Genomic DNA, 18,847 nt, shown 5'->3' on the forward strand with positions numbered 1-18,847 from the left:
CCTACAACCACTCCCGCCTTGTCGAATTCCCACAAACCGACAGGCCGAGTACCGAGTTCCCGCACCGGAGTGTGACTCAGCCACCCGCCGGGTCAACATCCGTGCGGTGGTCACCCAAGCGGCGATGACCACTACACCGCCGCGAAGGTACGAGACGAACCTCCGCCGACATGTGATGACTCGTCAGTAGGGTTAGCAAAGGGTGAGCAAGAGTCCTGCCACAGCTCCCCACAGAGGGACACACCGTGGAATCGCCTGACCCCGCACAGGGGGCCCACAGCACGTCCAGCCGCCCTCCCGCACGCGATGGAGGGACGGGAGACAACGCACGACGGCGAGTCGCCCGTCCGTCACCAACCAATTAGCCGTTTCCGCAGGTCAACGCACCCTTCCCCGCGGCTTCAGCGGCACCGGCGGGAGCTCCGGAGCGGGCAGCGGGGCGCCGTCGTAGCCCTTCACCTCGCCGAAGCGGGTACCGGTCATCCAGTCCCGGCGGGCCTGTTCGATCTCTTCCTGGGTCCGGCCGATCCAGTTCCAGAACATGACCAGTTCCTCCTCGAACGGCTCGCCGCCCAGGAGCATCAGCGCCGCGTCGGACTCGGCGCGCAGGGGGAGTTCGTCGCGGCCGCAGCCGAGGTAGAGCATCGAGCCCGGGAGCACCGGTACGCCGTCCACGTGGACCTCGCCGGACATGGCGAGGACCGCGTACTCGAAGTCACGCTCCAGGGGCAGCCGGACGTCCGCGCCGTTCGACAGGGCCAGGTCGGCGCCGACGATCGGGGTGTACGCCGTGCCCGGGGACGTGGCGCCGTCCAGGTCGCCGAGGATGAGTGTGGCCTCGACCCCCTGCGCCGTGACGACCGGGAGGTCGGCGTGGTGCTCGAAGCGCGGGTCGGTGTGGCGGTGGCCGTCCGGGAGGGCGACCCACAACTGGGCGCCGTGCAGGAAGCGGGCGTGCGAGCGGGGGCTCTCCTCGGAGTGGCTGATCGCCCTGCCGGACGTCATCAGGCCCAGTTCGCGCGGGCGGATCATCTGGAGGCTGCCCGTGGAGTCACGGTGCAGGACCTCGCCCTCGTGCAGCCAACTCACCGTCTGCAGGCCCATGTGCGGGTGCGGCGGCACCTGCATGCCGGGCTCGTCGGCGATGTCGTCCGGACCGTAGTGGTCGACGAAGCACCACGCGCCGATCATGCGCCGCCCCAGGTTGGGCAGCAGCCGCCGGACCTCCGTGGACTCGCCGAGCTTGACCTGCCGGGGGCTGAGGAGTTCCCGTACCGGCTCCGCCACCACGAAGCCGCGGCCGCCGCACAGGGACGGAACGGCTTCCCGCTCGAGATTGCTCATGGGCACAACCTAGCTTCGAGGGGGGCGGTGAGTCACTCCGGTGAGCCACTCCGTCGCTTCCCGCTCCGCCACCCCCGCCAGTAGTGGAATATTCAATCAACCAGCTCCGTTGTCGGCGTCGAAGGAGGTCACGAGTGGACACCATGTACTACTACGACCACGGAACCCCGGCCGAGCGCTGGGAGCGCGCCGGGCTGTTCTTCGACGCCAAGGACTACGCCGCCGCGGCGCGCGTCCTGAGCGGGCTGGTCGAGGAGGTGCCGGAGCAGACCGGGCCGCGGCTGCTGCTGGCGCGCTCCTACTACCACTCGGCCCAGCTGCGCCGCGCCGAGGCCGAGCTGCGGGTCATCGTGGAGCGCGACCCGGTGGAGCACTACGCCCGGCTGATGCTCGGCCGCACCCTCGAACGGCAGGGGCGGAACGAGGAGGCGGAGTCCCACCTGCGGATCGCCGCCGCGCTGGCGGGCGAGTTCGACGATGGGCTCGACCGGGAGTTCGACCACGCGTAGAGGACGGCAGTCGCGCGGGCCGGTGCCCGGCTCCTCCCGGAGGGAGACCGGCACCGGCCCGCGCGGTCCCGCCGCGTCCCGGTTACGGCGTCCGTGCCGTTCCGGTGCGTTCGTCTCCCCCGTACGTCCGTCGCCCCGCCTGTGCGCGATCTCCCCGAGGACGAGTCGACGGCGAGGAAGGCGGCCGGCGGGATGCCGAGCAGCGGGACGAAGTAGCCCAGTACGGCGACCACCGCCAGCAGCGGGACGAGGAGGTACGGCGCCACCACCACGCCCGGGTAGAAGTGCAGGCGCAGGATCAGGGGGCGCAGGGTGGTCCAGGCGGATCCGGACCGTGCGGGGGCGGGGGGCTGGGGGGCCTCGTCCGTGGTGGTCGAGGGAGCGGTGGTCATCGGTGGGCTTCTCCCGGGGCGTCTTGGCGGCCGTGGTGCTGCTCCAGTGGTCGGGGCGGCGGGGCCGCGGGTTCCCGGGCGACGGCTGTGACCCGCATCACTCGCCGAAACGGAGATGTCGTGGGCACGTGTCATCCTGGCCCGATGGGAACTCCGAACGATCGTGCGCCCCTTGCGGAGCGCGTCGAGCAACTCCTCGCCGGTGAAGGGCCGTTGCCCATCGTCGCGGCCGGTGATCCGGTTCTGCGGCAGGCGTCCGAGCCCTTCGACGGCCAGTTGGACCCCGCGCTGCTGGCGCGGTTCGTCGGGGCGTTGCGGGTCACCATGCACGCCGCGCCGGGGGTCGGCCTGGCCGCGCCGCAGGTGGGGGTGGGGCTGCGGATCGCGGTGATCGAGGATCCGGCTCCCGTCCCGGACGAGGTGCGGCTGGCGCGCGGCCGGGTACGGCAGCCCTTCCGGGTGCTGGTCAACCCGGTCTACGCGCCGGTCGGCGGCGGGCGGGCGGCGTTCTTCGAGGGCTGCTTGAGCGTGCCCGGCTACCAGGCGGTGGTGGCGCGGCACGCCGAGGTGCGGCTGACCGGGCAGGACGAGCACGGGCGGGCGGTGGACGAGGTGTTCAGCGGCTGGCCCGCGCGGATCGTCCAGCACGAGACGGACCACCTCGACGGCACGCTCTATCTCGACCGGGCCGAGCCCCGCTCGCTCTCGTCCCACCAGGCGGTGGTGGAGCGCTGGTCGCAGCCCACGCCGGAGGCGGCCGCGCGGGCCCTGGGCTTCGAACTGCCGTAAGGCCCGGTCGCCCGCCCGTGGCCCGCTCTCCCGGTGGCTCAGGTGCTGTCCCGGTATGCCTCCAGCAGTCGGAGCCATGCCTCGCTGATCGTCGGGTACGACGGGACCGCGTGCCACAGGCGGGCGACCGGGACCTGGGCGGCGACCGCGACGGTCGCCGAGTGGACCAGTTCGCCCACGCCGGGGCCGACGAAGGTGACGCCGCGCAGGGTCTCGCTCTCGAGGTCGACGACCATGCGGGCGCGGCCCTTGTACCCCTCCCCGTACAGACCGGCGCCGGCGACCGAGGACAGGTCGAGGTCGACGGCGCGGACGCGGTGTCCCGCCCGTTCCGCCTCGGCCAGGGAGAGGCCGACCGAGCCCGCCTCCGGGTCGGTGAACACCACCTGGGGTACGGCGTCGTGGTCGGCGGTGGCGGCGTGCGCGCCCCACGCCTCCGCGGCGACGGGCCCCCCGGCGGCGCGCGCGGCGATGGCGGCGCCCGCGATACGGGCCTGGTACTTGCCCTGATGGGTGAGCAGGGCACGCCGGTTGACGTCGCCGACCGCGTAGAGCCAGTCCTGGCCGGTCACTCGGAGGCTGTCGTCCACGGAGAGCCAGGATCCGGGTTCCAGACCGACGGTCTCCAGGCCGATGTCGTCGGTGCGCGGGGCGCGGCCGGTGGCGAAGAGGATCTCGTCGGCCTCGATCCGTTCCCCCGTTTCGGTGATGACCACGACGGCGCCGTTCTCCCTGGTCACCGAGGCGGCGGAGGTACCGGTACGGAGGTCCGCGCCGGCCTCGGTGAGCGCCTCGGCGACCAGCTCTCCGGCGAAGGGTTCCATCCGGGACAGCAGGCCCTTGCCGCGTACCAGGAGCGTGACCCGGGAGCCGAGCGCCTGCCAGGCCGTGGCCATCTCGGTGGCCACGACACCGCCACCGACCACGACCAGCCTGTCGGGCACGGCCTTGGCGCTGGTGGCCTCCCTGCTCGTCCACGGCGCGACGTCGGCGAGTCCGGGCAGCGGGGGCAGCAGCGCGCGGCTGCCCGTGCAGACGGCGACGGCGTGCCGGGCGGTGAGGACGCGCCGCGTTCCGTCGCCGGCGGTGACGGTCACCGTGCGCGGGCCGGTGATCCGCCCGACGCCACGGTGGAGTTCGACGCCGACGCTCTCCAGCCACCGGACCTGACCGTCGTCCTTCCAGTGCGAGGTGTACTCGTCCCGGTGGGCGAGGACCGCGCTCACATCGAGCGGCCCCTGCGCCGACCGGCTCAGGCCTGGGGTGCGGCGGGCGTCGGCCCGCGCGAGAACGGGACGCAGCAGGGCCTTGCTGGGCATGCACGCCCAGTAGGAGCACTCGCCGCCGACCAGTTCGCTCTCGACGATCGCGGTGGTCAGCCCTGCCGCGCGGGTGCGGTCGGCGACGTTCTCCCCCACGGGCCCGGCGCCGAGCACGACGACGTCGTAGTCCATGGGCTCCGGGTCCGCCGGTCCTGTCGACCCCGTCGGTCCTGTCCGTCCTGTCGGTTCCGTTTGCCTCATGGGGTCAGTCTGGTGGGTGGTGTGCGTGGTGGCCACATGGGTAGGGGCGCGGAATACGTGACCCGGCCGGCCGTGTTGTGCGGATGGCTCGACCCGACGTCAGGAAGAGGAAACACCATGAGCAGCACCGTGGAGCTCACCAAGGAGAACTTCGACCAGCTGGTCACGGAGAACGAGTTCGTTCTCATCGACTTCTGGGCGTCCTGGTGCGGGCCGTGCCGTCAGTTCGCCCCTGTGTACGAGAAGGCGGCGGAGGACAACCCGGACCTGGTGTTCGGCAAGGTGGACACGGAGGCGCAGCCGGAGCTGGCCGCTGCCTTCGACATCCGGTCGATCCCGACGCTGATGATCGTCCGCGACCAGGTGGCCGTGTTCGCCCAGCCGGGCGCCCTGCCCGAAGCCGCGCTGACGGACGTCATCGGGCAGGCCCGGAAGCTGGACATGGACGAGGTCCGCAAGTCGATCGCCGAGCAGCAGGCGAAGGCCGGCGGCGAGGCGGGGAGCCCGAGCCGGGGCCAGTGACCGACCGGCCCCGGCTCGGGTCCTTCTAGAACGGGTACTGCGCGACGTCCCCGCGCACGGTGGTCCAGCGCACCTCGGTGAACGCGTCCAGGTTGGCATCGCCGCCGAAGCGGGACCCGGTGCCGGAGGCGGCGACGCCGCCGAAGGGGGCCACGGCCTCGTCGTTCACGGTCTGGTCGTTGATGTGCACGATCCCCGTCGGGATCCGCTCCGCCAGGGCCAGGCCGCGTGCCGTGTCGGCGGTGACGATGCCCAGCGAGAGGCCGTAGGGGCTCGCGGCGGCCAGGGCGGCGGCCTCGTCGGCGTCGCTGAAGGACCGTACGGGTGCGACGGGGCCGAAGACCTCCTCCGTGTACGCGGGGGTGTCGTTGCCGGTGTCCGCGAGAACGGTGGGCCGGTAGAACAGCCGGTCGTGGGTGCCGCCCGCGGCGAGTTTCGCACCGCCGGCGGTGCTGGACTCGACCAGGGCGTGGACCTTGTCGAGCTGTCCACGGTCGATGAGCGGGCCGAGGTGGACCTGGTCGCGGTGCGGGTCGCCGACGGCGAGTGAGTCCGCCTTGGCGGCCAGCCGTTCGACGTACTCGTCGTAGAGCGAGGCGTGCACCAGGTGGCGTCCGGTCGTCATGCAGATCTGGCCCTGGTGGAAGAACGAGCCCCAGGCGGCCGTGGAGATCACCGCGTCGAGGTCGGCGTCCTCCAGCACGATCAGCGCGGAGTTGCCGCCGAGTTCCAGGTGGGCCCGCTTGAGGTGACGGCCAGCGGCCTCCCCGACGTGCCGGCCGGCGCCGGTGGAGCCGGTGAAGGAGATGACGGGGACGCGCGGGTCGGCGACGAGCGCCTGACCGGTCTCCGCGCCGCCCGGCAGGATGTGCAGCAGTCCCTCGGGCAGCCCCGCCTCGGCGAACACCGCGGCGAGCGCCAGTCCGCCGCAGACCGCGGTGCGCGGGTCCGGCTTCAGGACGACCGCGTTGCCGAGCGCGAGGGCCGGGGCGACGGAACGGATGGACAGGATCAGCGGCGCGTTGAACGGCGCGATGACGCCCACCACGCCCACCGGCACCCGTCGGGTGTAGGACAGCCGGGGCCCTTCGGTGGGCAGTACCTGACCGGGTGGGCGGGAGGCCAGGGCCGCGGCCTCGTAGCACTCCTGGGCGGCCACGTGCAGTTCGAAGTCGGCCTTGCCGGGGATGTTGCCGGCTTCGCGGACCAGCCATTCCCGCAGTTCCCCGGCGTGCGCGGCGAACAGGTCGCCGGCCTTGCGGAGCACCGCGGCACGGACGAAGTGCGGGGCCTTCGCCCACTCGGTCTGGGCGGTGCGGCCCGCTTCGGCGGCGGCCCCGACGTCCTCACCGGTGGCGAGGGTGACGGTGGCCAGCTGTTCGCCGGTGGCGGGCTCCGTGACGGTGTGGTCGGGTCCCGCGAGACGACGGGGCTGCCAGGTCGTGGGGTCGAGCAACGGCATGTGTGGGCTCTCCGATCGGTCACCGGCGCACCGCGCGAGCGCGAGCCCGGCTGTCCTTCCGCGTACCATTTGGTTGAGCAGGCAACATCCTAGTCACCATCCGGACGGTCCGACTCCCCCGAGCGCCCGACGATGTGACCGGACATCGCATGCGGCGCGGGCGGGCGCCCGGCACGCGAAGAGACCTCAGCTGGACTCGCGCTGGACCACCGACGCTCCCAGCACCTTGTGGGCCTCGAGTGCGGCGGCGGGATCGCGCACCGCGCGGTCGACGAGTTCGGCGAGTTCCCGGCCGGACGGCAGGTCGAGGTGGACGGTGGTCAGCCGGGGCCGCAGCAGTCGGCCCAGCATGAGGTTGTCGGCGCCGACCACGGCCGTCTCCTCCGGGATGCGGACGCCGACGTCGTCCAGGGCCCGCATCAGCAGCATCGCGTACTCGTCGTTGTAGGTGAACACGGCGTCGAGGCCGAGGTCGCGCCAGCCTGCGGCGAGCCGCGCGGCGGCGCCCTCGTCGTGGGCGAGGGGCAGTTCGGTGACCGTCGCGTCGGTGCCGCGCAGCGCCGCACGCACGCCGGCCAGGCGGGGCGCGGAGAACGCCCCCAGACCGGGCTCGCGCGGGACGACGACGCCGATGCGGCGCCGACCGCGGTCGAACAGATGGGCGCCCGCGCTGTGGCCGACGACGTCGTGGTCCATGAGCAGGGCGTGGGCGCCCTCGACGGACTCCGGGCCGAGGGTGATCACGGCACGCGCTCCGGAGCGCTTGAGCACGGCGACGCCCCGCGGGCCGAGCCCGGAGCCGGGGACCAGCACGGCCACGGGACGCAGTTCGGCCCAGGCACGGGCGGCCTCGTCGTCGTGCACGCCGACGGTGCCGTACTGCACCACCGTGTAATCGAGGCGGCCGAGCCCCACCTGGAGGTCGTTGACGAACTGGCTGTAGACCGGGCCCACCGGGAAGGCCGGGGCCGGCATCAGCACCATACGGCTGTGGCCGGCCCGTAAGCTGCGGGCCGCCGCATGCGGCACGTACCCGAGTTCCCTGGCGGCGTCGCGGACGCGGCGGCGGGTGGGCTCGCTGATCCGGACGGCCTCGGCGTTGTTCAGGACGTAGGAGACGGTCGCGCGCGAGACGCCGGCCAGTCGGGCCACGTCGGCGCTCGTGGGCACGGCGCGCGGCAGTGCGACGGATGCGGGCGCGGGTGGGTTCGGTATCTGCACCATGACGCCACGCATCCTTGCAGAAGCCCGAACGAGCCCTTCAGGCGGGGGAGTTGAGAGCGCCTCAGCGCAATTCCGGTTCAGTTCAGGACGTCCTGGCCGTGCGGTCGGGGTGGCGCGCTCCGGTCTGCGCGGCCGCGGCGAGCGGCCCGGTCAGCCGGGGAAGGCCTCGGAACCCGTCACGCGGTCGACGAGGTCCGCCCACGCGGCTTCCAGCCGCTCCATCGGCATCCCTCGCTGCTGGGTCAGGTGGTGGACCAGGGCGGGGTCGAGCGGCGCCATCAGGGTGTGGGCGAGGAGTTCGCAGTCCGCGTCGGGGACGGCCTCGCGCAGCAGCAGCGACACATGGTGGATCAGCACGCGGCGGGGCGGGCTGGTGAAGCGGCGGTCGGCGCACGGTTCGGCGGCGAGCTGCAGTTCCAGTTCGTCGGCCGTGCGGCGCAGCAGGGCGAGGCCGAACGCCCGCAGGCGCTCCGCGGGCGGCGCTCCCGGCCCCAGCGGCGGGGGTCCGGCGAGGAAGGCGGCCTGGAACTTCTTCTCGGAGTGGTCGAGCAGTGCCGACAGCAGCCCGGTGCGGTCGCCGAAGCGCCGGAAGACCGTCCCCTTGCCCACCCGGGCCGCCGCGGCCACCGCCTCCATGGTGAGGCCGTCCGCGCCGCGTTCGGCGACGAGGAGAGCGGCGGCCTCCAGCAGTCGGGCGCGGTTGCGCGCCGCGTCGGCTCGCAGGCAGGGCTCGTCGATCTCGCCGCCGAGCTGCGGCAACTCCTGCGGCTCGACGGGCTCCTGAGGTGTCGGGGCGGGCGGCGGCACGGCGGACATGAAGCCAGAGTAAGGCATCGGGAAGAAACTGGACCAGGGTCCGGTTAGGGTGCTAGAAAAGTAAACGGACCTCGGTCCGGATTGTTGCGGCGATGTTTCGTCACGCCGTCGCGCCCGGCCGTCGCACCACATGTCCCGCCCCCGTGTTCCACCCGGAATTTCACCCCCCAGGAGTTCTCATGTCCGTCCGCATCCTCGCCCTCGTCGGCAGCCTTCGCGCCGGTTCGCACAACCGTCAGCTCGCCGAGGCCGCGGTGAAGCTCGCACCCGAGGGCTCCGACGTGGTGCTCTACGAAGGTCTCGCGGAGATCCCCTTCTACAACGAGGACATCGACGTCGAGGGCAGCGTCCCCGCCGCCGCCACGCAGCTGCGCGAGGCCGTGGGCAGCGCCGACGCCCTGCTGCTCTTCACGCCCGAGTACAACGGCACGATGCCGGCCGTCCTGAAGAACGCCATCGACTGGCTGTCCCGCCCGTACGGCGCCGCCGCCCTCGGTGACAAGCCCGTCGCCGTGATCGGCACCGCCTTCGGCCAGTACGGCGGCGTCTGGGCGCAGGACGAGTCCCGCAAGGCCCTGGGGATCGCGGGCGGCAAGGTGATCGAGGACATCAAGCTCTCGATCCCGGGCTCCGTGACCCGTTTCGCCGAGGTCCACCCCGCCGACGACGCCGAGGTCGTCGGGCAGCTGACCGAGGTCATCGTCGCCCTCAACGGCCACGCCACCGCACCGGCCGCCGCCTGAGCCACCCCGCACGACCGCGTCCCGAAGGGGCCGGAGCCGTCTCGACGACGGCTCCGGCCCCTTCGGCCGTGGCGCGCCTGTTCCGGGGCACCCTCCCATGGCCCCTCTCACGTTGCGCGCTTCGGCCCGCGGCGGAGACTGGTGACGGACGATGTCACGGCGGGGTACCGCCTGTTCCTTCCCCGGGCGGCGCGGACCGTGGTCGAAGGCTCGACCCACCTGGGACACCGCCGGGCCGGATTGGTGTGGCCGCTCCGGGGCACGCGACCTACTGGGACCGAGCAGTCCGGGGCTCAGGAGCAGCCCCGGGGCCGGCGTGTCACGGCCTGCGGGCAGGGCCGAAGAGACCTTGGTCGCCCCGGTCACCTGTCGCGCGGGACCCGGCACACCGCCACCGAACGACGAAAGGCCGACCCATGACAGACACCCCACCTGCCACCACGACGGACTCCGGCGCCCCGGCGGAGAGTGACGAGCACTCGCTCACCGTAGGTCCCGGGGGGCCGATCCTGCTGCACGACGCCTACCTCATCGAGCAGATGGCGCAGTTCAACCGGGAGCGGATCCCCGAACGCCAGCCGCACGCCAAGGGAAGCGGCGCCTTCGGCCACTTCGAGGTGACGCACGACGTGAGCGCCTACACCAAGGCGGCCGTCTTCCAGCCGGGCACCCGCACCGACCTGCTCATCCGCTTCTCGACCGTCGCGGGCGAGCGCGGCAGCCCGGACACCTGGCGCGACCCGCGCGGCTTCGCGGTGAAGTTCTACACCAGCGAGGGCAACTACGACATGGTCGGCAACGACACGCCGGTGTTCTTCGTCAAGGACCCGATGAAGTTCCAGCACTTCATCCGGTCGCAGAAGCGCCGGGCGGACAACAACCTGCGCGACCACGACATGCAGTGGGACTTCTGGACCCTCTCGCCGGAATCCGCTCACCAGGTCGCCTGGCTCATGGGAGACCGCGGTATCCCGCGGACGTGGCGCCACATGAACGGCTACTCCTCCCACACGTACATGTGGATCAACTCCGAGGGTCAGAAGTTCTGGGTGAAGTACCACTTCAAGACGGACCAGGGAATCGAGTGCTTCACCCAGCACGAGGCCGACCAGATGGCGGCCGCCGACACCGACTACCACATGCGGGACCTCTTCGAGCACATCCGCGACGGCGAGTACCCGAGCTGGACCCTGTACATGCAGATCATGCCGTACGAGGAAGCCGCGGACTACCGGTTCAACCCGTTCGACCTGACCAAGGTGTGGCCGCACGGCGACTACCCCCTCATCCCGGTCGGCCGCATGACACTCGACCGCAACCCGACCGACAACCACGCCGAGATCGAGCAGGCGGCCTTCCAGCCCAACAACCTGGTCCCCGGCATCGGCCCGAGCCCGGACCGCATGCTGCTGGCCCGGCTCTTCTCCTACGCCGACGCCCACCGCCACCGGATCGGCGCCAACTACCAGCAGCTTCCTGTGAACGCCCCGGTCGTCGACGTCCACAGCTACTCCAAGGACGGCGCGATGGCCTACCGGAAGACGACCGATCCGGTGTATGCGCCGAACTCCAAGGGTGGTCCCGCGGCCGACACCGAGCACTACGGCACTCCGCCCAGCTGGGAGGCCGACGGGGCCCTCATGCGCACCGCCTACGTCTCCCACCCCGAGGACGACGACTGGAGCCAGCCCGGCACCCTGGTGCGCGAGGTCATGGACGACGCCGCGCGCGACCGACTGGTCGACAACGTCGTCGGACACCTCCTCAACGGCGTGACCGAACCCGTCCTCGAGCGAGCCTTCGAGTACTGGACGAACATCGACAAGAAGATCGGTGCCCGCATCGCCCAGGGCGTGCGGGCGAAGGCGGACGAGAAGGACCCCAAGGCCGCCGAACAGGGCAGTCCGGCCCGGCGCACCATGCAGGAAAAGGCCTGACGCCTTCGGCGAAGGGCGAGTGGGCGGCTTCGGGTCCCCGTCCGTACGGGGCGTGCGTCACACGGCGCGCGCCCCGCACCTGTTTCCGCACCGCCGGGGCCTGTCCGGCTGTTCGAACGGCCTTCAGGCGACGGCCGTCGGCGCCAGTTCGCGTAGTTCCCGCAGGGCGGCCTCGACCGCCGGGCGGGCGTGGCCGCCTCCTCGCGTGCAGGTCAGCAGTTTGCGGTGCGGGTTGCCCGTGCAGCGCACCCGGGTGACCGGCAGGTGCGGGGTCGGCTGGGCCAGCCGCGGGATCAGGGCGACGCCCAGCCCGTGCGCGACGAGGTGGGCGGTGACGTTCCAGTCGAGGGCGTGGTGGACGACGTCCGGGGTGAACCCGGCGGCGCCGCACGCCGACATCACATGCGCCCGGCAGGGACTCTCCGGCACCGGCGCGATCCACGGCTCGCGCGCCGCCTCCTCGAGGTCGACCCGCTCCCGCCCGGCCAGCGGATGCCCCTCGGGGACCACCAGGTCGAACGGGTCGTCCAGCAGCGGCCGCTGGTCGAAGCGCGCGTCGCTGAGCGGCGGGTTCCTCGGAGTGGCCTCCACGATCGCCAGATCGGTGGCCCCCTCGAAGAGCAGGTCGAAGCTCTTCGGCACCTCCGTCTCCAGGATCCGCACCGCCAGCCGCGGATGACGCGCGCCCAGCCGGGCCGCCATGGGCGCCAGCAGCACCGAGATCGCCACCGGGAATCCGGTCACCCGCAGCAGCCCGGCGGGGGCACCGCGGTCGGCCCGCAGGTCCAGTTCGGCCTGCTCCCAGTGGGCCTGGATGGCGTCGGCGTGCGCGAGCAGGCTCTCGGCCGCCGGAGAGAGCCGTACCCCGCGCCCCTGCGGTTCCAGCAGGTCGACGCCCAGGTCGCGGGCGAGCCGGCGGATCTGCTGGGAGGCGGCGGACGGGGTGAAGTGCAGGGCCTGGGCAGCCGCCGTGACCGTGCCGTAGTGGGCGACCGCCCTCAGGACGTGCAGCCGACGCAGGTCAATCATGTAGCCCACGCTTCACGGTCAGGTCCACGAAGTCAACCTGGACGTGTACGGATGTTCCGGCGCACCCTGGGCTGTGTCACGACGGCCGACCGGGCCATGTCGTCATGGGAGCCGCGAGTTCGAGAACGCGCGGACCCGGGGATGTGAGGAGCTGAGGAGTCATCATGACCAGCACGCCCGGAACCACTGGCGCGACCGGCTCGACCGGCGTCATCTGCCCGTACTGCGGATGGCCGGACGACGGCGAGCCGTTCCGGCTGGTGTCGCGGCACACCACCGCGGCGGGCAGCACCGTGTGGACCCGCTGCGGCTGCGGCTCGCTCCAGGTCCGTGTCGTCGACGACCGCGGCAGCCGCGTCGTCACCCGCAGCAGGCCGCCCGCCGGCGTTCCGCCGAGCCGGGCGGGCGGGGCGTGCGGTGTGGGCGGGACGGGTCACTGAAAGGGGCGCCGTTGACAGGCCGCTCGCCCCGGCCGTACTAATCGGGGAGGTGAGCGAAAGGCGTGGACGTGCAGAGACATCCCCTGTCCGGGGTCACAGTGGTCAGTCTGGAACAGGCCGTGGCCGCGCCGTACGCCACCCGTCAGCTCGCCGACCTCGGCGCCCGTGTGATCAAGGTGGAGCGGCCGGGCGGGGGAGACTTCGCCGGTCGCTACGACACCACCGTCCACGGCCACTCCAGCTACTTCGTGTGGCTCAACCGCTCCAAGGACTCCCTCACGCTGAACCTCAAGGATCCGCGGGGCCGGGAGATCCTGCACCGACTCCTCGCCGGTGCCGACGTGTTCGTGCAGAACCTGGCGCCGGGCGCGGCGGGCCGGCTCGGTCTGGGCACCGACGAGCTCGTCCGGCGCCATCCCCGGCTGATCCCCTGCACCGTCTCCGGCTACGGCACGACCGGCCCCTGGGCCGACCGCAAGGCGTACGACCTGCTGGTGCAGTGCCAGACGGGCCTGGTGTCGCTGACCGGAACACCGGACGGCACCGCCCGGACCGGTATCTCGGTGGCCGACATCGCCGCCGGGATGTACGCGTACAGCGGTGTCCTCACCGCGCTGTACACCCGCGCGACCACCGGCACCGTCCACCCCGTGGAGGTGTCGCTGTTCGAGGCGCTCGCCGAGTGGATGGGCCAGCCCGCCTACTACACCCGCCACGGCGGCACCCAGCCCCCGCGGCTTGGTACCCAGCACGCCACGATCGCCCCGTACGGGACGTATCCGGCCGCAGACGGGCGCGAGGTGCTGTTCTCCATCCAGAACGAGCGCGAGTGGGCGGCCCTGTGCGCGGAGTTCCTGGGCCGCCCCGAGCTGGCCGAGGATCCCCGCTTCGTCACCGGCTCCGCCCGGGTGGCGCACCGCGAGGAACTCGACGCCGTCATCGCCGAGCGCTGCGCCCGCTCCGACGCCGGGGAACTGCTGGAGGAGCTGGAGGCCGCCGGCATCGCCTGCGCCGGGGTCAACGACGTCGCCGCCTTCCTCGACCACCCGGTCCTCGCCGCCCGCGACCGCTGGCGCGAGGTGGCCGTGCCCGGAGCGACCGTTCAGGCCCTGCTTCCGCCGGCCGACCTCGCGGGCCTGCCACCCCGCATGGACCCGGTACCGGCCGTCGGCGAACACACGGAGGCGATCCTCACCGAACTGGGCCACTCCCCCGCCGACATCGACGCCCTCCGCGCGGACGAGGTCGTCTGAACCGATGCCGTCGTCCGAGCAGACGCGAGCGGGCGCGAGCAGACGACGGCATCCGAGTCGCGCCTACGAACCGGATGCCCCCTGGCGCCGGTGCAGCGCCGTCAGCACGTCCTCATCCGTCAGCTGGTCGAAGTCCGCGTACCACTCGCCCACGGCCATGAAGCCGGCGGGCCGGTGCGGACAGACCACCTCGTCGGCCTCGGCGCGCATCCGTTCGACACTGTCCGGGGAACCGACCGGGACGGCCAGCACGACCCGGGCGGGTGCTTGACGCCGTACGAACCGGAGCGCGGCGCGGGCCGTGGAACCGGTCGCCAGACCGTCGTCGACGACGATCACGGTGCGTCCCCGCAGCTCGGGGGCGGGCCGACCCTGGCGGTAGAGCTGTTCACGGCGTCGCAGTTCGACGCGCTCCCGCTCGACCACGGAATCGAGATCGGTCTCGCTCAGGCCCAGCGCCCGCAGGGTCGACGGATCGAACAGGGGCACCTCGTCACCGGCCATCGCACCGACGCCGACCTCCCGGTGGAAGGGGGCGCCGATCTTCCGGACGACGAGTACGTCGAGCGGCGCCTCGAGCGCCTCGGCGACCTCGTGGGCCACGGGAATGCCACCGCGGGGCAGGGCGAGGACGACGGCCTCGGGCAGCGCGCCGTCGTCCCGCATCCCGCGCAGCCTCTCGGCGAGTTCCCGGCCGGCTTCCCGCCGATCACGGAACAGCATGACGGACGCCCCTCTCCGCGCCGGTCTCCCCACCGGGGACGGCTGCCCCGGCGCGGCTCTCGCGTACCCCCTCGCGGGTGGTCCGAAGCACGCTCCGCCCGACGAACCTCCCACGCCGGTACGGGGTCGCATGCCCGGGGGACGAGGGGGTACCCCGGGGCACATGACCGGTATCGACATCGGCAGTGACGCCTTCGACGACCACACGTTCATCGCGCGGCGGCACGCGTACGAGGCGGCGAACGTCTCGCCGCCGCTGGCCTGGAGCGGTGTGCCGGACGACGCGGCGGAGCTGGTCCTGCTGTGCGAGGACCCCGACGCGCCGTCGGGGACGTTCGTGCACTGGATCGTCGTGGGCATCGACCCGCACAGCGGCGGCGTCGGCGCGGGGCAGAGTCCGCCGCGGGGCACCGCGCTGGTCAACGGCTACGGGGAGCGCGGCTGGGGCGGGCCGCACCCGCCGCCCGGGGACGACGCGCACCACTACGTCTTCCGGCTCTACGCCCTGGCCGAACCGTGTGTGCTGCCCGACGCGCCCCGGGCGGAGCAGGTGCACGAGGCGGTGGACAGGGCTCGGATCGCCGACGGCACCCTGGTGGGGTTGTATCGGCGCTGACTCCGCCGGGTCCCACCGGCGGGAACCGCGCGGCCGGGGCGGGTGAGACGGCTCGCGTATCCGCCCGCCCCGGCCCGACCTGTGCTCAGAGCGCTCCGGGGACTTCCTCCGTGACGCCGTTCAGCGGCGACGCCGGGTCGCTGCCGTAGGGACGGGTGATCACTTCCAGGCCGTGTCCGGCCGGGTCGGGGAAGTACACGCCGCGTCCGCCGTCGTTGCGGTTGATCCGGCGTGGGTGCCGACCGTGCGGGTCTGCCTGGATGGGGACCCCGGCGTCCACGAGCCGGCCGAGGATCGGGCCGAACTCGTCCTCGGAGACGAGGAAGGCGTAGTGCTGCACGGGAATGTCGGCGTCGATGGTCGCGAAGTCCAGCGTGACGCCGTTGGCCGTCGTCACGGGCAGGAACATTCCGGCCGGTTCGCCGACCTCCAGCCCCAGGATCCGGGCGAGGAAACGGGCGGACTTCTCCCGGTCGCGGGTCAGGACGATGGTGTGGTTGAACTCGACTGACACGGTTTCAATGCCTCCACGGGCATCCGCGGCGCCTCCATGCCTCACCCTGCCGGTGACCGACACGCGATGCCGCACGGGGATCATAGGCAGTCCCGTGGGCCGTGGTCGAGGGGCTTTCGCGACCCCGTCGCCTCCATGGCCTCGTCGACGCGGGCGGCCACACGGTCCAGGAAGCGGCGCACATCGCCGGCGGGCAGCGGGAGCGCGGCCGCCCTGGGGCGTTCGAAGCTGTGCAGCGCGGCTTCGACGAGGGGCCGGAAGGCCGGCTCGGAGGCGGCGACCGCCTCCGCCGCCCTGCGCTTGGGAAGCCACTGGCCGGTGCGGCAGAACACCAGGGAGCGGCAGCCGTTGAGCACCCTGTTGTCCGCCAGGTGGCCCTCGCCGTCGGCGTGTTCACGGACGGAGGCCCGCAGCGCGGTGAGCAGTGCGGTGCGGGGCGGCTCGGCGACCGCCTCCCGGGCCGGCCCTCCGAACAGCGGGCGTCCGGCCCGGGAGGCGATGGAGCGGTCGATGACGTACCAGAAGTCCGCGGACTCCCCCGGGTCGAAACTCACCTTCTCCGGCAGCTCCGCGCCGGTGTTGAGGTCCAGCAGGTAACCGGCCCCGCCCTCCCCCGTCCCGGCGGCGGTGTCGGAGGCGTGGACGACCAGTTCCAGCCCGGCCGCGGGACACGGCAGCGCGGAGTGGCTGAGTGTCCCGGCCAGCTCGTGCAGCGCCCGGCCGGGCAGGGACGGGTCCACCACGACCATGACGTCGACGTCACTGCGCCCGTGCAGGTAGTCGCCGAGGGCGACCGAACCGATCGCGAGGACGCTCACCAGGTGAGGGCCGCAGACGGTGCGGATGCGGTGGACCTGTTCCGCCAGATAGGGACGGAGCTCGGCGGGCACGGGCTGCGGGGAGGCGGGAGGGGCGGGGGTGCGGGCCATGCCCTCAGTGTCGCCTGGTGGAAAGTGCCCCTCGCCCGGCGTCCGTCGCCGTACGGCAGGGCCCGGCCGTCCCTGCCGGGCCCCACCGGCCCCCGGGGTACCCACCGGCACCGTTTTCAAGCATCGGTTGCTCATCAGGGCCGTCCGGCCCTGGTCCTGGTGGCTTCCGCCGCCGACGATGGACTGATGTTCCAGAGCGATGGCTTCCGCGCACTCGATCGCCAGGAGTGCCTGCGCCTGCTGGCGAGGGTGCCGGTGGGTCGCGTCGTGTACACCCTGCAGGCGCTGCCTGCCGTCCTCCCGGTCAACTTCTCCCTGGACACGGACTCCTCCGTGCTGCTGTGCACCTCGCGGGACTCCGACCTGGTGCGCGCGATCGACGGCGTCGTGGTGGCCTTCGAGGCCGACGACTTCCAGGCCGGGACACGGGCCGGCTGGAGCGTGGTGATCACCGGCCGGGCCGCCGTGGTGACCGACCCCGCCGAGCACGAGCGGCTGCTGCGGAGCGGTCCCGACTCCTGGATGCCGATGCGGAACGGGGTGTTCGTACGGATCGAGGCCGGTATGGTCTCGGGGCGGGAACTCATGGGCCTGGGCGTGCGCGGCACCGCGTCGACCACCTGAGCCCACCGGACCACCGGCCCGGTGCCGCACGGCAGTTGATCACGGCCCTGGGGCATCCCGTACGGTACGCCCGTGACCGAGTACAGCACTGAGGAAGCCCCGGGGCGCTTCGGCCCCACCGCCACCACCGAGGCCGAGCCCGGCGATGTGGGCCGGGTGCGCACGGAATACTCGCCCGCGCACGACGGTGACCCCGACCCCGGGGAGATCGTCTGGACCTGGGTGCCCTATGAGGAGAACGACGGCCGGGGCAAGGACCGTCCGGTGCTCGTCGTCGCACGTGAGGCGGCCGGAACCGTCCTCGCCGTGCAGTTGTCGAGCAGGCCGCGCGACGGGGACCGGGACTGGGTGCCGATCGGCAGCGGGCCGTGGGACCGGTCGGACCGGGACTCGTGGGTCGCCGTCGACCGGGTGCTGCGGCTGCACGAGGACGGCATGCGCCGTGAGGCCTGTGCCCTGGACCGGATGCGGTTCAATCTGGTGCGTCACCGGCTGCGGGAGCGGTACGGCTGGAGCTGACCGCCACCGTGTCCGCCACCAGATCCGCGAACGTCTGCTCGAAGGCCCTGTGGGTCGCGCCCTCGCGCGTGCGGTCCAGGATCCCGAACACCACGTGCTCGAACGCCCCCGCGAACCGGCCGCCCGGCTCCAGCAGCGCCCGGAACGCGGCCGCCACCTGCGCGGGGTCGTTGCGGAAGACCCCGCAGCCCCAGGCGCCCAGCACCAGCCGCCGGTAGCCGCCCGCCACGGCGGTCTCCAGCACCCGCTCCGCCCGGACGGCCAGGGCGCCGGGCACCTCGCCCACGCGCTCCGGCGCCGTCCGGCGGATGACGCCCGCGTTCGGCGCGGGCGAGGTGAGGAAGCCCGCCTGGAACGGCTCCTCGAGGAGTCGGCCGCGGTCGTCGCGGAAGACGGGCACCGCGGGTGAGTGGATCACCCGGTCGGAGTAGAACGGGTCACGGTGGTTCCGGTGGTGGTCGTAGTACTCGGCGGCTCGCAGCAGGCAGGTGTGGAGCGCGGAGGCACGGCACAGCGCCTCCTCCTGAGCCTGCGCGCCGTTGAGGTAGCCGCCGCCGGGGTTCCTGGCGGAGGCGAAGTTCAGCACCGCCGGCTCCCGACGCTGTCCACCCGGCTCCGCGTCTCCCGCGAGCCGGCGCGCGGCCTCCAGGCTGCTCTCCCCGGTGACCTCGATCCGAGTCCCGACCGGGAAGGACCGCTCCGGAACCCGCACCGGCTCCGGCCCGTACGTCCGGGTCCCGTCCCGGGCGGCCCGGACGGCCGCCGCGAGGCGCACCTCGCGGCCGCTCGGGGCACGGTAGGTCCCGGCCGCCACGATCTGCTCGGTCTCGCGCGCGATGCCGCGCAGGCGCGCGCTCACGCCACGACCCCCGTACGCTCCGTGACCGCGCGCCCCGCGGCTCCCCTCGCCGACATCCCCACCGGCTCCCCTCGTGATCT

At 72.7% G+C, this 18,847-nt stretch carries 20 protein-coding genes and 1 pseudogene; 10 read left to right on the forward strand and 11 right to left on the reverse strand.

Features of this window, described 5'->3' with window-relative positions; all coding sequences use genetic code 11:
* Window positions 1-378: 378 nt before the first annotated feature.
* Complete coding sequence (locus tag AB0I73_RS18920) at window positions 379-1,344, reverse strand: pirin family protein (protein ID WP_363038724.1); 966 nt, start codon at window positions 1,342-1,344, stop codon at window positions 379-381.
* A gap of 134 nt (window positions 1,345-1,478) precedes the next feature.
* Here AB0I73_RS18920 and AB0I73_RS18925 point away from each other — a divergent pair, with 134 nt between their 5' ends.
* Complete coding sequence (locus AB0I73_RS18925; RefSeq protein ID WP_363038726.1) at window positions 1,479-1,853, forward strand: tetratricopeptide repeat protein; 375 nt, start codon at window positions 1,479-1,481, stop codon at window positions 1,851-1,853.
* A 245-nt stretch (window positions 1,854-2,098) separates the two neighbouring features.
* On the opposite strand, the pseudogene AB0I73_RS18930 reads toward AB0I73_RS18925, so the two are convergent.
* Window positions 2,099-2,245 (reverse strand): annotated as a pseudogene (locus AB0I73_RS18930) (PepSY domain-containing protein); the annotation flags it as partial.
* Between the two features lie 144 nt (window positions 2,246-2,389).
* On the opposite strand from AB0I73_RS18930, the gene AB0I73_RS18935 reads away from it, so the two are divergent.
* The gene (locus AB0I73_RS18935) at window positions 2,390-3,034 is read left to right on the forward strand and encodes a peptide deformylase (RefSeq protein ID WP_363038728.1); all 645 of its coding nucleotides are present in this window, start codon (window positions 2,390-2,392) and stop codon (window positions 3,032-3,034) included.
* Window positions 3,035-3,072: 38 nt separating this feature from the next.
* Here the strand turns inward: AB0I73_RS18935 and AB0I73_RS18940 are convergent, their stop codons facing one another.
* On the reverse strand, window positions 3,073-4,488 hold the full coding sequence (locus AB0I73_RS18940) for an NAD(P)/FAD-dependent oxidoreductase (RefSeq protein WP_363038730.1): 1,416 nt from the start codon (window positions 4,486-4,488) through the stop codon (window positions 3,073-3,075).
* Between the two features lie 186 nt (window positions 4,489-4,674).
* On the opposite strand from AB0I73_RS18940, the gene trxA reads away from it, so the two are divergent.
* The gene (gene trxA, locus AB0I73_RS18945; RefSeq protein ID WP_363038732.1) at window positions 4,675-5,079 is read left to right on the forward strand and encodes a thioredoxin; all 405 of its coding nucleotides are present in this window, start codon (window positions 4,675-4,677) and stop codon (window positions 5,077-5,079) included.
* 25 nt (window positions 5,080-5,104) lie between these two features.
* On the opposite strand, the gene AB0I73_RS18950 is transcribed toward trxA, so the two are convergent.
* The 3 genes from AB0I73_RS18950 to AB0I73_RS18960 all read right to left on the reverse strand — a co-directional run bounded on the left by AB0I73_RS18950 (window position 5,105) and on the right by AB0I73_RS18960 (window position 8,581).
* Window positions 5,105-6,541: an aldehyde dehydrogenase family protein gene (locus tag AB0I73_RS18950; protein ID WP_363038734.1), complete on the reverse strand. Its 1,437-nt coding sequence runs from the start codon at window positions 6,539-6,541 to the stop codon at window positions 5,105-5,107.
* Between the two features lie 186 nt (window positions 6,542-6,727).
* A complete protein-coding gene (locus AB0I73_RS18955) occupies window positions 6,728-7,765 on the reverse strand; it encodes a LacI family DNA-binding transcriptional regulator (protein WP_363038736.1) in 1,038 nt (345 codons plus the stop codon).
* Between the two features lie 150 nt (window positions 7,766-7,915).
* Entirely contained in the window at window positions 7,916-8,581 is a 666-nt protein-coding gene (locus AB0I73_RS18960; RefSeq protein ID WP_363038738.1) for a helix-turn-helix domain-containing protein, read from the reverse strand.
* Between the two features lie 179 nt (window positions 8,582-8,760).
* Here AB0I73_RS18960 and AB0I73_RS18965 point away from each other — a divergent pair, with 179 nt between their 5' ends.
* Together AB0I73_RS18965 and AB0I73_RS18970 are read left to right on the forward strand one after the other, a co-directional pair.
* Window positions 8,761-9,324 (forward strand): NAD(P)H-dependent oxidoreductase, encoded by a 564-nt coding sequence (locus AB0I73_RS18965; RefSeq protein WP_109382311.1) that lies wholly within the window; start codon window positions 8,761-8,763, stop codon window positions 9,322-9,324.
* 416 nt (window positions 9,325-9,740) lie between these two features.
* Window positions 9,741-11,261: a catalase gene (locus AB0I73_RS18970; RefSeq protein ID WP_363038741.1), complete on the forward strand. Its 1,521-nt coding sequence runs from the start codon at window positions 9,741-9,743 to the stop codon at window positions 11,259-11,261.
* Between the two features lie 123 nt (window positions 11,262-11,384).
* On the opposite strand, the gene AB0I73_RS18975 is transcribed toward AB0I73_RS18970, so the two are convergent.
* The gene (locus tag AB0I73_RS18975) at window positions 11,385-12,290 is read right to left on the reverse strand and encodes a LysR family transcriptional regulator (protein WP_363038743.1); all 906 of its coding nucleotides are present in this window, start codon (window positions 12,288-12,290) and stop codon (window positions 11,385-11,387) included.
* Window positions 12,291-12,454: 164 nt separating this feature from the next.
* On the opposite strand from AB0I73_RS18975, the gene AB0I73_RS18980 reads away from it, so the two are divergent.
* On the forward strand, window positions 12,455-12,730 hold the full coding sequence (locus AB0I73_RS18980) for a hypothetical protein (protein WP_363038745.1): 276 nt from the start codon (window positions 12,455-12,457) through the stop codon (window positions 12,728-12,730).
* A gap of 62 nt (window positions 12,731-12,792) precedes the next feature.
* Window positions 12,793-13,983 (forward strand): CaiB/BaiF CoA-transferase family protein, encoded by a 1,191-nt coding sequence (locus AB0I73_RS18985; protein WP_363038747.1) that lies wholly within the window; start codon window positions 12,793-12,795, stop codon window positions 13,981-13,983.
* A 63-nt stretch (window positions 13,984-14,046) separates the two neighbouring features.
* Here AB0I73_RS18985 and AB0I73_RS18990 read toward each other — a convergent pair whose 3' ends face one another.
* Window positions 14,047-14,706 (reverse strand): phosphoribosyltransferase family protein, encoded by a 660-nt coding sequence (locus tag AB0I73_RS18990; RefSeq protein ID WP_363038749.1) that lies wholly within the window; start codon window positions 14,704-14,706, stop codon window positions 14,047-14,049.
* A gap of 163 nt (window positions 14,707-14,869) precedes the next feature.
* Here AB0I73_RS18990 and AB0I73_RS18995 point away from each other — a divergent pair, with 163 nt between their 5' ends.
* A complete protein-coding gene (locus AB0I73_RS18995) occupies window positions 14,870-15,322 on the forward strand; it encodes a YbhB/YbcL family Raf kinase inhibitor-like protein (RefSeq protein WP_363038751.1) in 453 nt (150 codons plus the stop codon).
* An 85-nt stretch (window positions 15,323-15,407) separates the two neighbouring features.
* On the opposite strand, the gene AB0I73_RS19000 is transcribed toward AB0I73_RS18995, so the two are convergent.
* Window positions 15,408-15,836, reverse strand: a complete 429-nt coding sequence (locus AB0I73_RS19000) for a VOC family protein (protein WP_109382301.1) — start codon at window positions 15,834-15,836, stop codon at window positions 15,408-15,410.
* A gap of 80 nt (window positions 15,837-15,916) precedes the next feature.
* A complete protein-coding gene (locus tag AB0I73_RS19005; protein ID WP_363038753.1) occupies window positions 15,917-16,765 on the reverse strand; it encodes an aminoglycoside adenylyltransferase domain-containing protein in 849 nt (282 codons plus the stop codon).
* 186 nt (window positions 16,766-16,951) lie between these two features.
* On the opposite strand from AB0I73_RS19005, the gene AB0I73_RS19010 reads away from it, so the two are divergent.
* Window positions 16,952-17,389 (forward strand): pyridoxamine 5'-phosphate oxidase family protein, encoded by a 438-nt coding sequence (locus tag AB0I73_RS19010; protein ID WP_363038755.1) that lies wholly within the window; start codon window positions 16,952-16,954, stop codon window positions 17,387-17,389.
* A gap of 72 nt (window positions 17,390-17,461) precedes the next feature.
* Window positions 17,462-17,908, forward strand: a complete 447-nt coding sequence (locus AB0I73_RS19015; RefSeq protein ID WP_363038757.1) for a type II toxin-antitoxin system PemK/MazF family toxin — start codon at window positions 17,462-17,464, stop codon at window positions 17,906-17,908.
* Here the strand turns inward: AB0I73_RS19015 and AB0I73_RS19020 are convergent.
* On the reverse strand, window positions 17,862-18,767 hold the full coding sequence (locus AB0I73_RS19020) for a TIGR02452 family protein (protein ID WP_363038759.1): 906 nt from the start codon (window positions 18,765-18,767) through the stop codon (window positions 17,862-17,864). The two genes, AB0I73_RS19015 and AB0I73_RS19020, sit on opposite strands and share 47 nt — an antisense overlap.
* Window positions 18,768-18,847: the final 80 nt, after the last annotated feature.

Origin of the sequence: Streptomyces sp. NPDC050388 (assembly GCF_040655635.1) — a bacterium.
In the GTDB taxonomy this organism is placed as follows: Bacteria; Actinomycetota; Actinomycetes; order Streptomycetales; family Streptomycetaceae; genus Streptomyces.

Bases quoted from the DNA above. Each gene is read 5' to 3' on its own strand.
- AB0I73_RS18960 (WP_363038738.1), bottom strand. From the start codon at position 8,581: ATGTCCGCCGTGCCGCCGCCCGCCCCGACACCTCAGGAGCCCGTCGAG.
- AB0I73_RS18920 (WP_363038724.1), bottom strand. From the start codon at position 1,344: ATGAGCAATCTCGAGCGGGAAGCCGTTCCGTCCCTGTGCGGCGGCCGC.
- AB0I73_RS18990 (WP_363038749.1), bottom strand. From the start codon at position 14,706: ATGCTGTTCCGTGATCGGCGGGAAGCCGGCCGGGAACTCGCCGAGAGG.
- AB0I73_RS18940 (WP_363038730.1), bottom strand. From the start codon at position 4,488: ATGGACTACGACGTCGTCGTGCTCGGCGCCGGGCCCGTGGGGGAGAAC.
- AB0I73_RS18950 (WP_363038734.1), bottom strand. From the start codon at position 6,541: ATGCCGTTGCTCGACCCCACGACCTGGCAGCCCCGTCGTCTCGCGGGA.
- AB0I73_RS18980 (WP_363038745.1), top strand. From the start codon at position 12,455: ATGACCAGCACGCCCGGAACCACTGGCGCGACCGGCTCGACCGGCGTC.
- AB0I73_RS19010 (WP_363038755.1), top strand. From the start codon at position 16,952: ATGTTCCAGAGCGATGGCTTCCGCGCACTCGATCGCCAGGAGTGCCTG.
- trxA (WP_363038732.1), top strand. From the start codon at position 4,675: ATGAGCAGCACCGTGGAGCTCACCAAGGAGAACTTCGACCAGCTGGTC.
- AB0I73_RS18975 (WP_363038743.1), bottom strand. From the start codon at position 12,290: ATGATTGACCTGCGTCGGCTGCACGTCCTGAGGGCGGTCGCCCACTAC.
- AB0I73_RS18965 (WP_109382311.1), top strand. From the start codon at position 8,761: ATGTCCGTCCGCATCCTCGCCCTCGTCGGCAGCCTTCGCGCCGGTTCG.
- AB0I73_RS18995 (WP_363038751.1), top strand. From the start codon at position 14,870: ATGACCGGTATCGACATCGGCAGTGACGCCTTCGACGACCACACGTTC.
- AB0I73_RS18955 (WP_363038736.1), bottom strand. From the start codon at position 7,765: ATGGTGCAGATACCGAACCCACCCGCGCCCGCATCCGTCGCACTGCCG.
- AB0I73_RS18970 (WP_363038741.1), top strand. From the start codon at position 9,741: ATGACAGACACCCCACCTGCCACCACGACGGACTCCGGCGCCCCGGCG.
- AB0I73_RS18935 (WP_363038728.1), top strand. From the start codon at position 2,390: ATGGGAACTCCGAACGATCGTGCGCCCCTTGCGGAGCGCGTCGAGCAA.
- AB0I73_RS19005 (WP_363038753.1), bottom strand. From the start codon at position 16,765: ATGGCCCGCACCCCCGCCCCTCCCGCCTCCCCGCAGCCCGTGCCCGCC.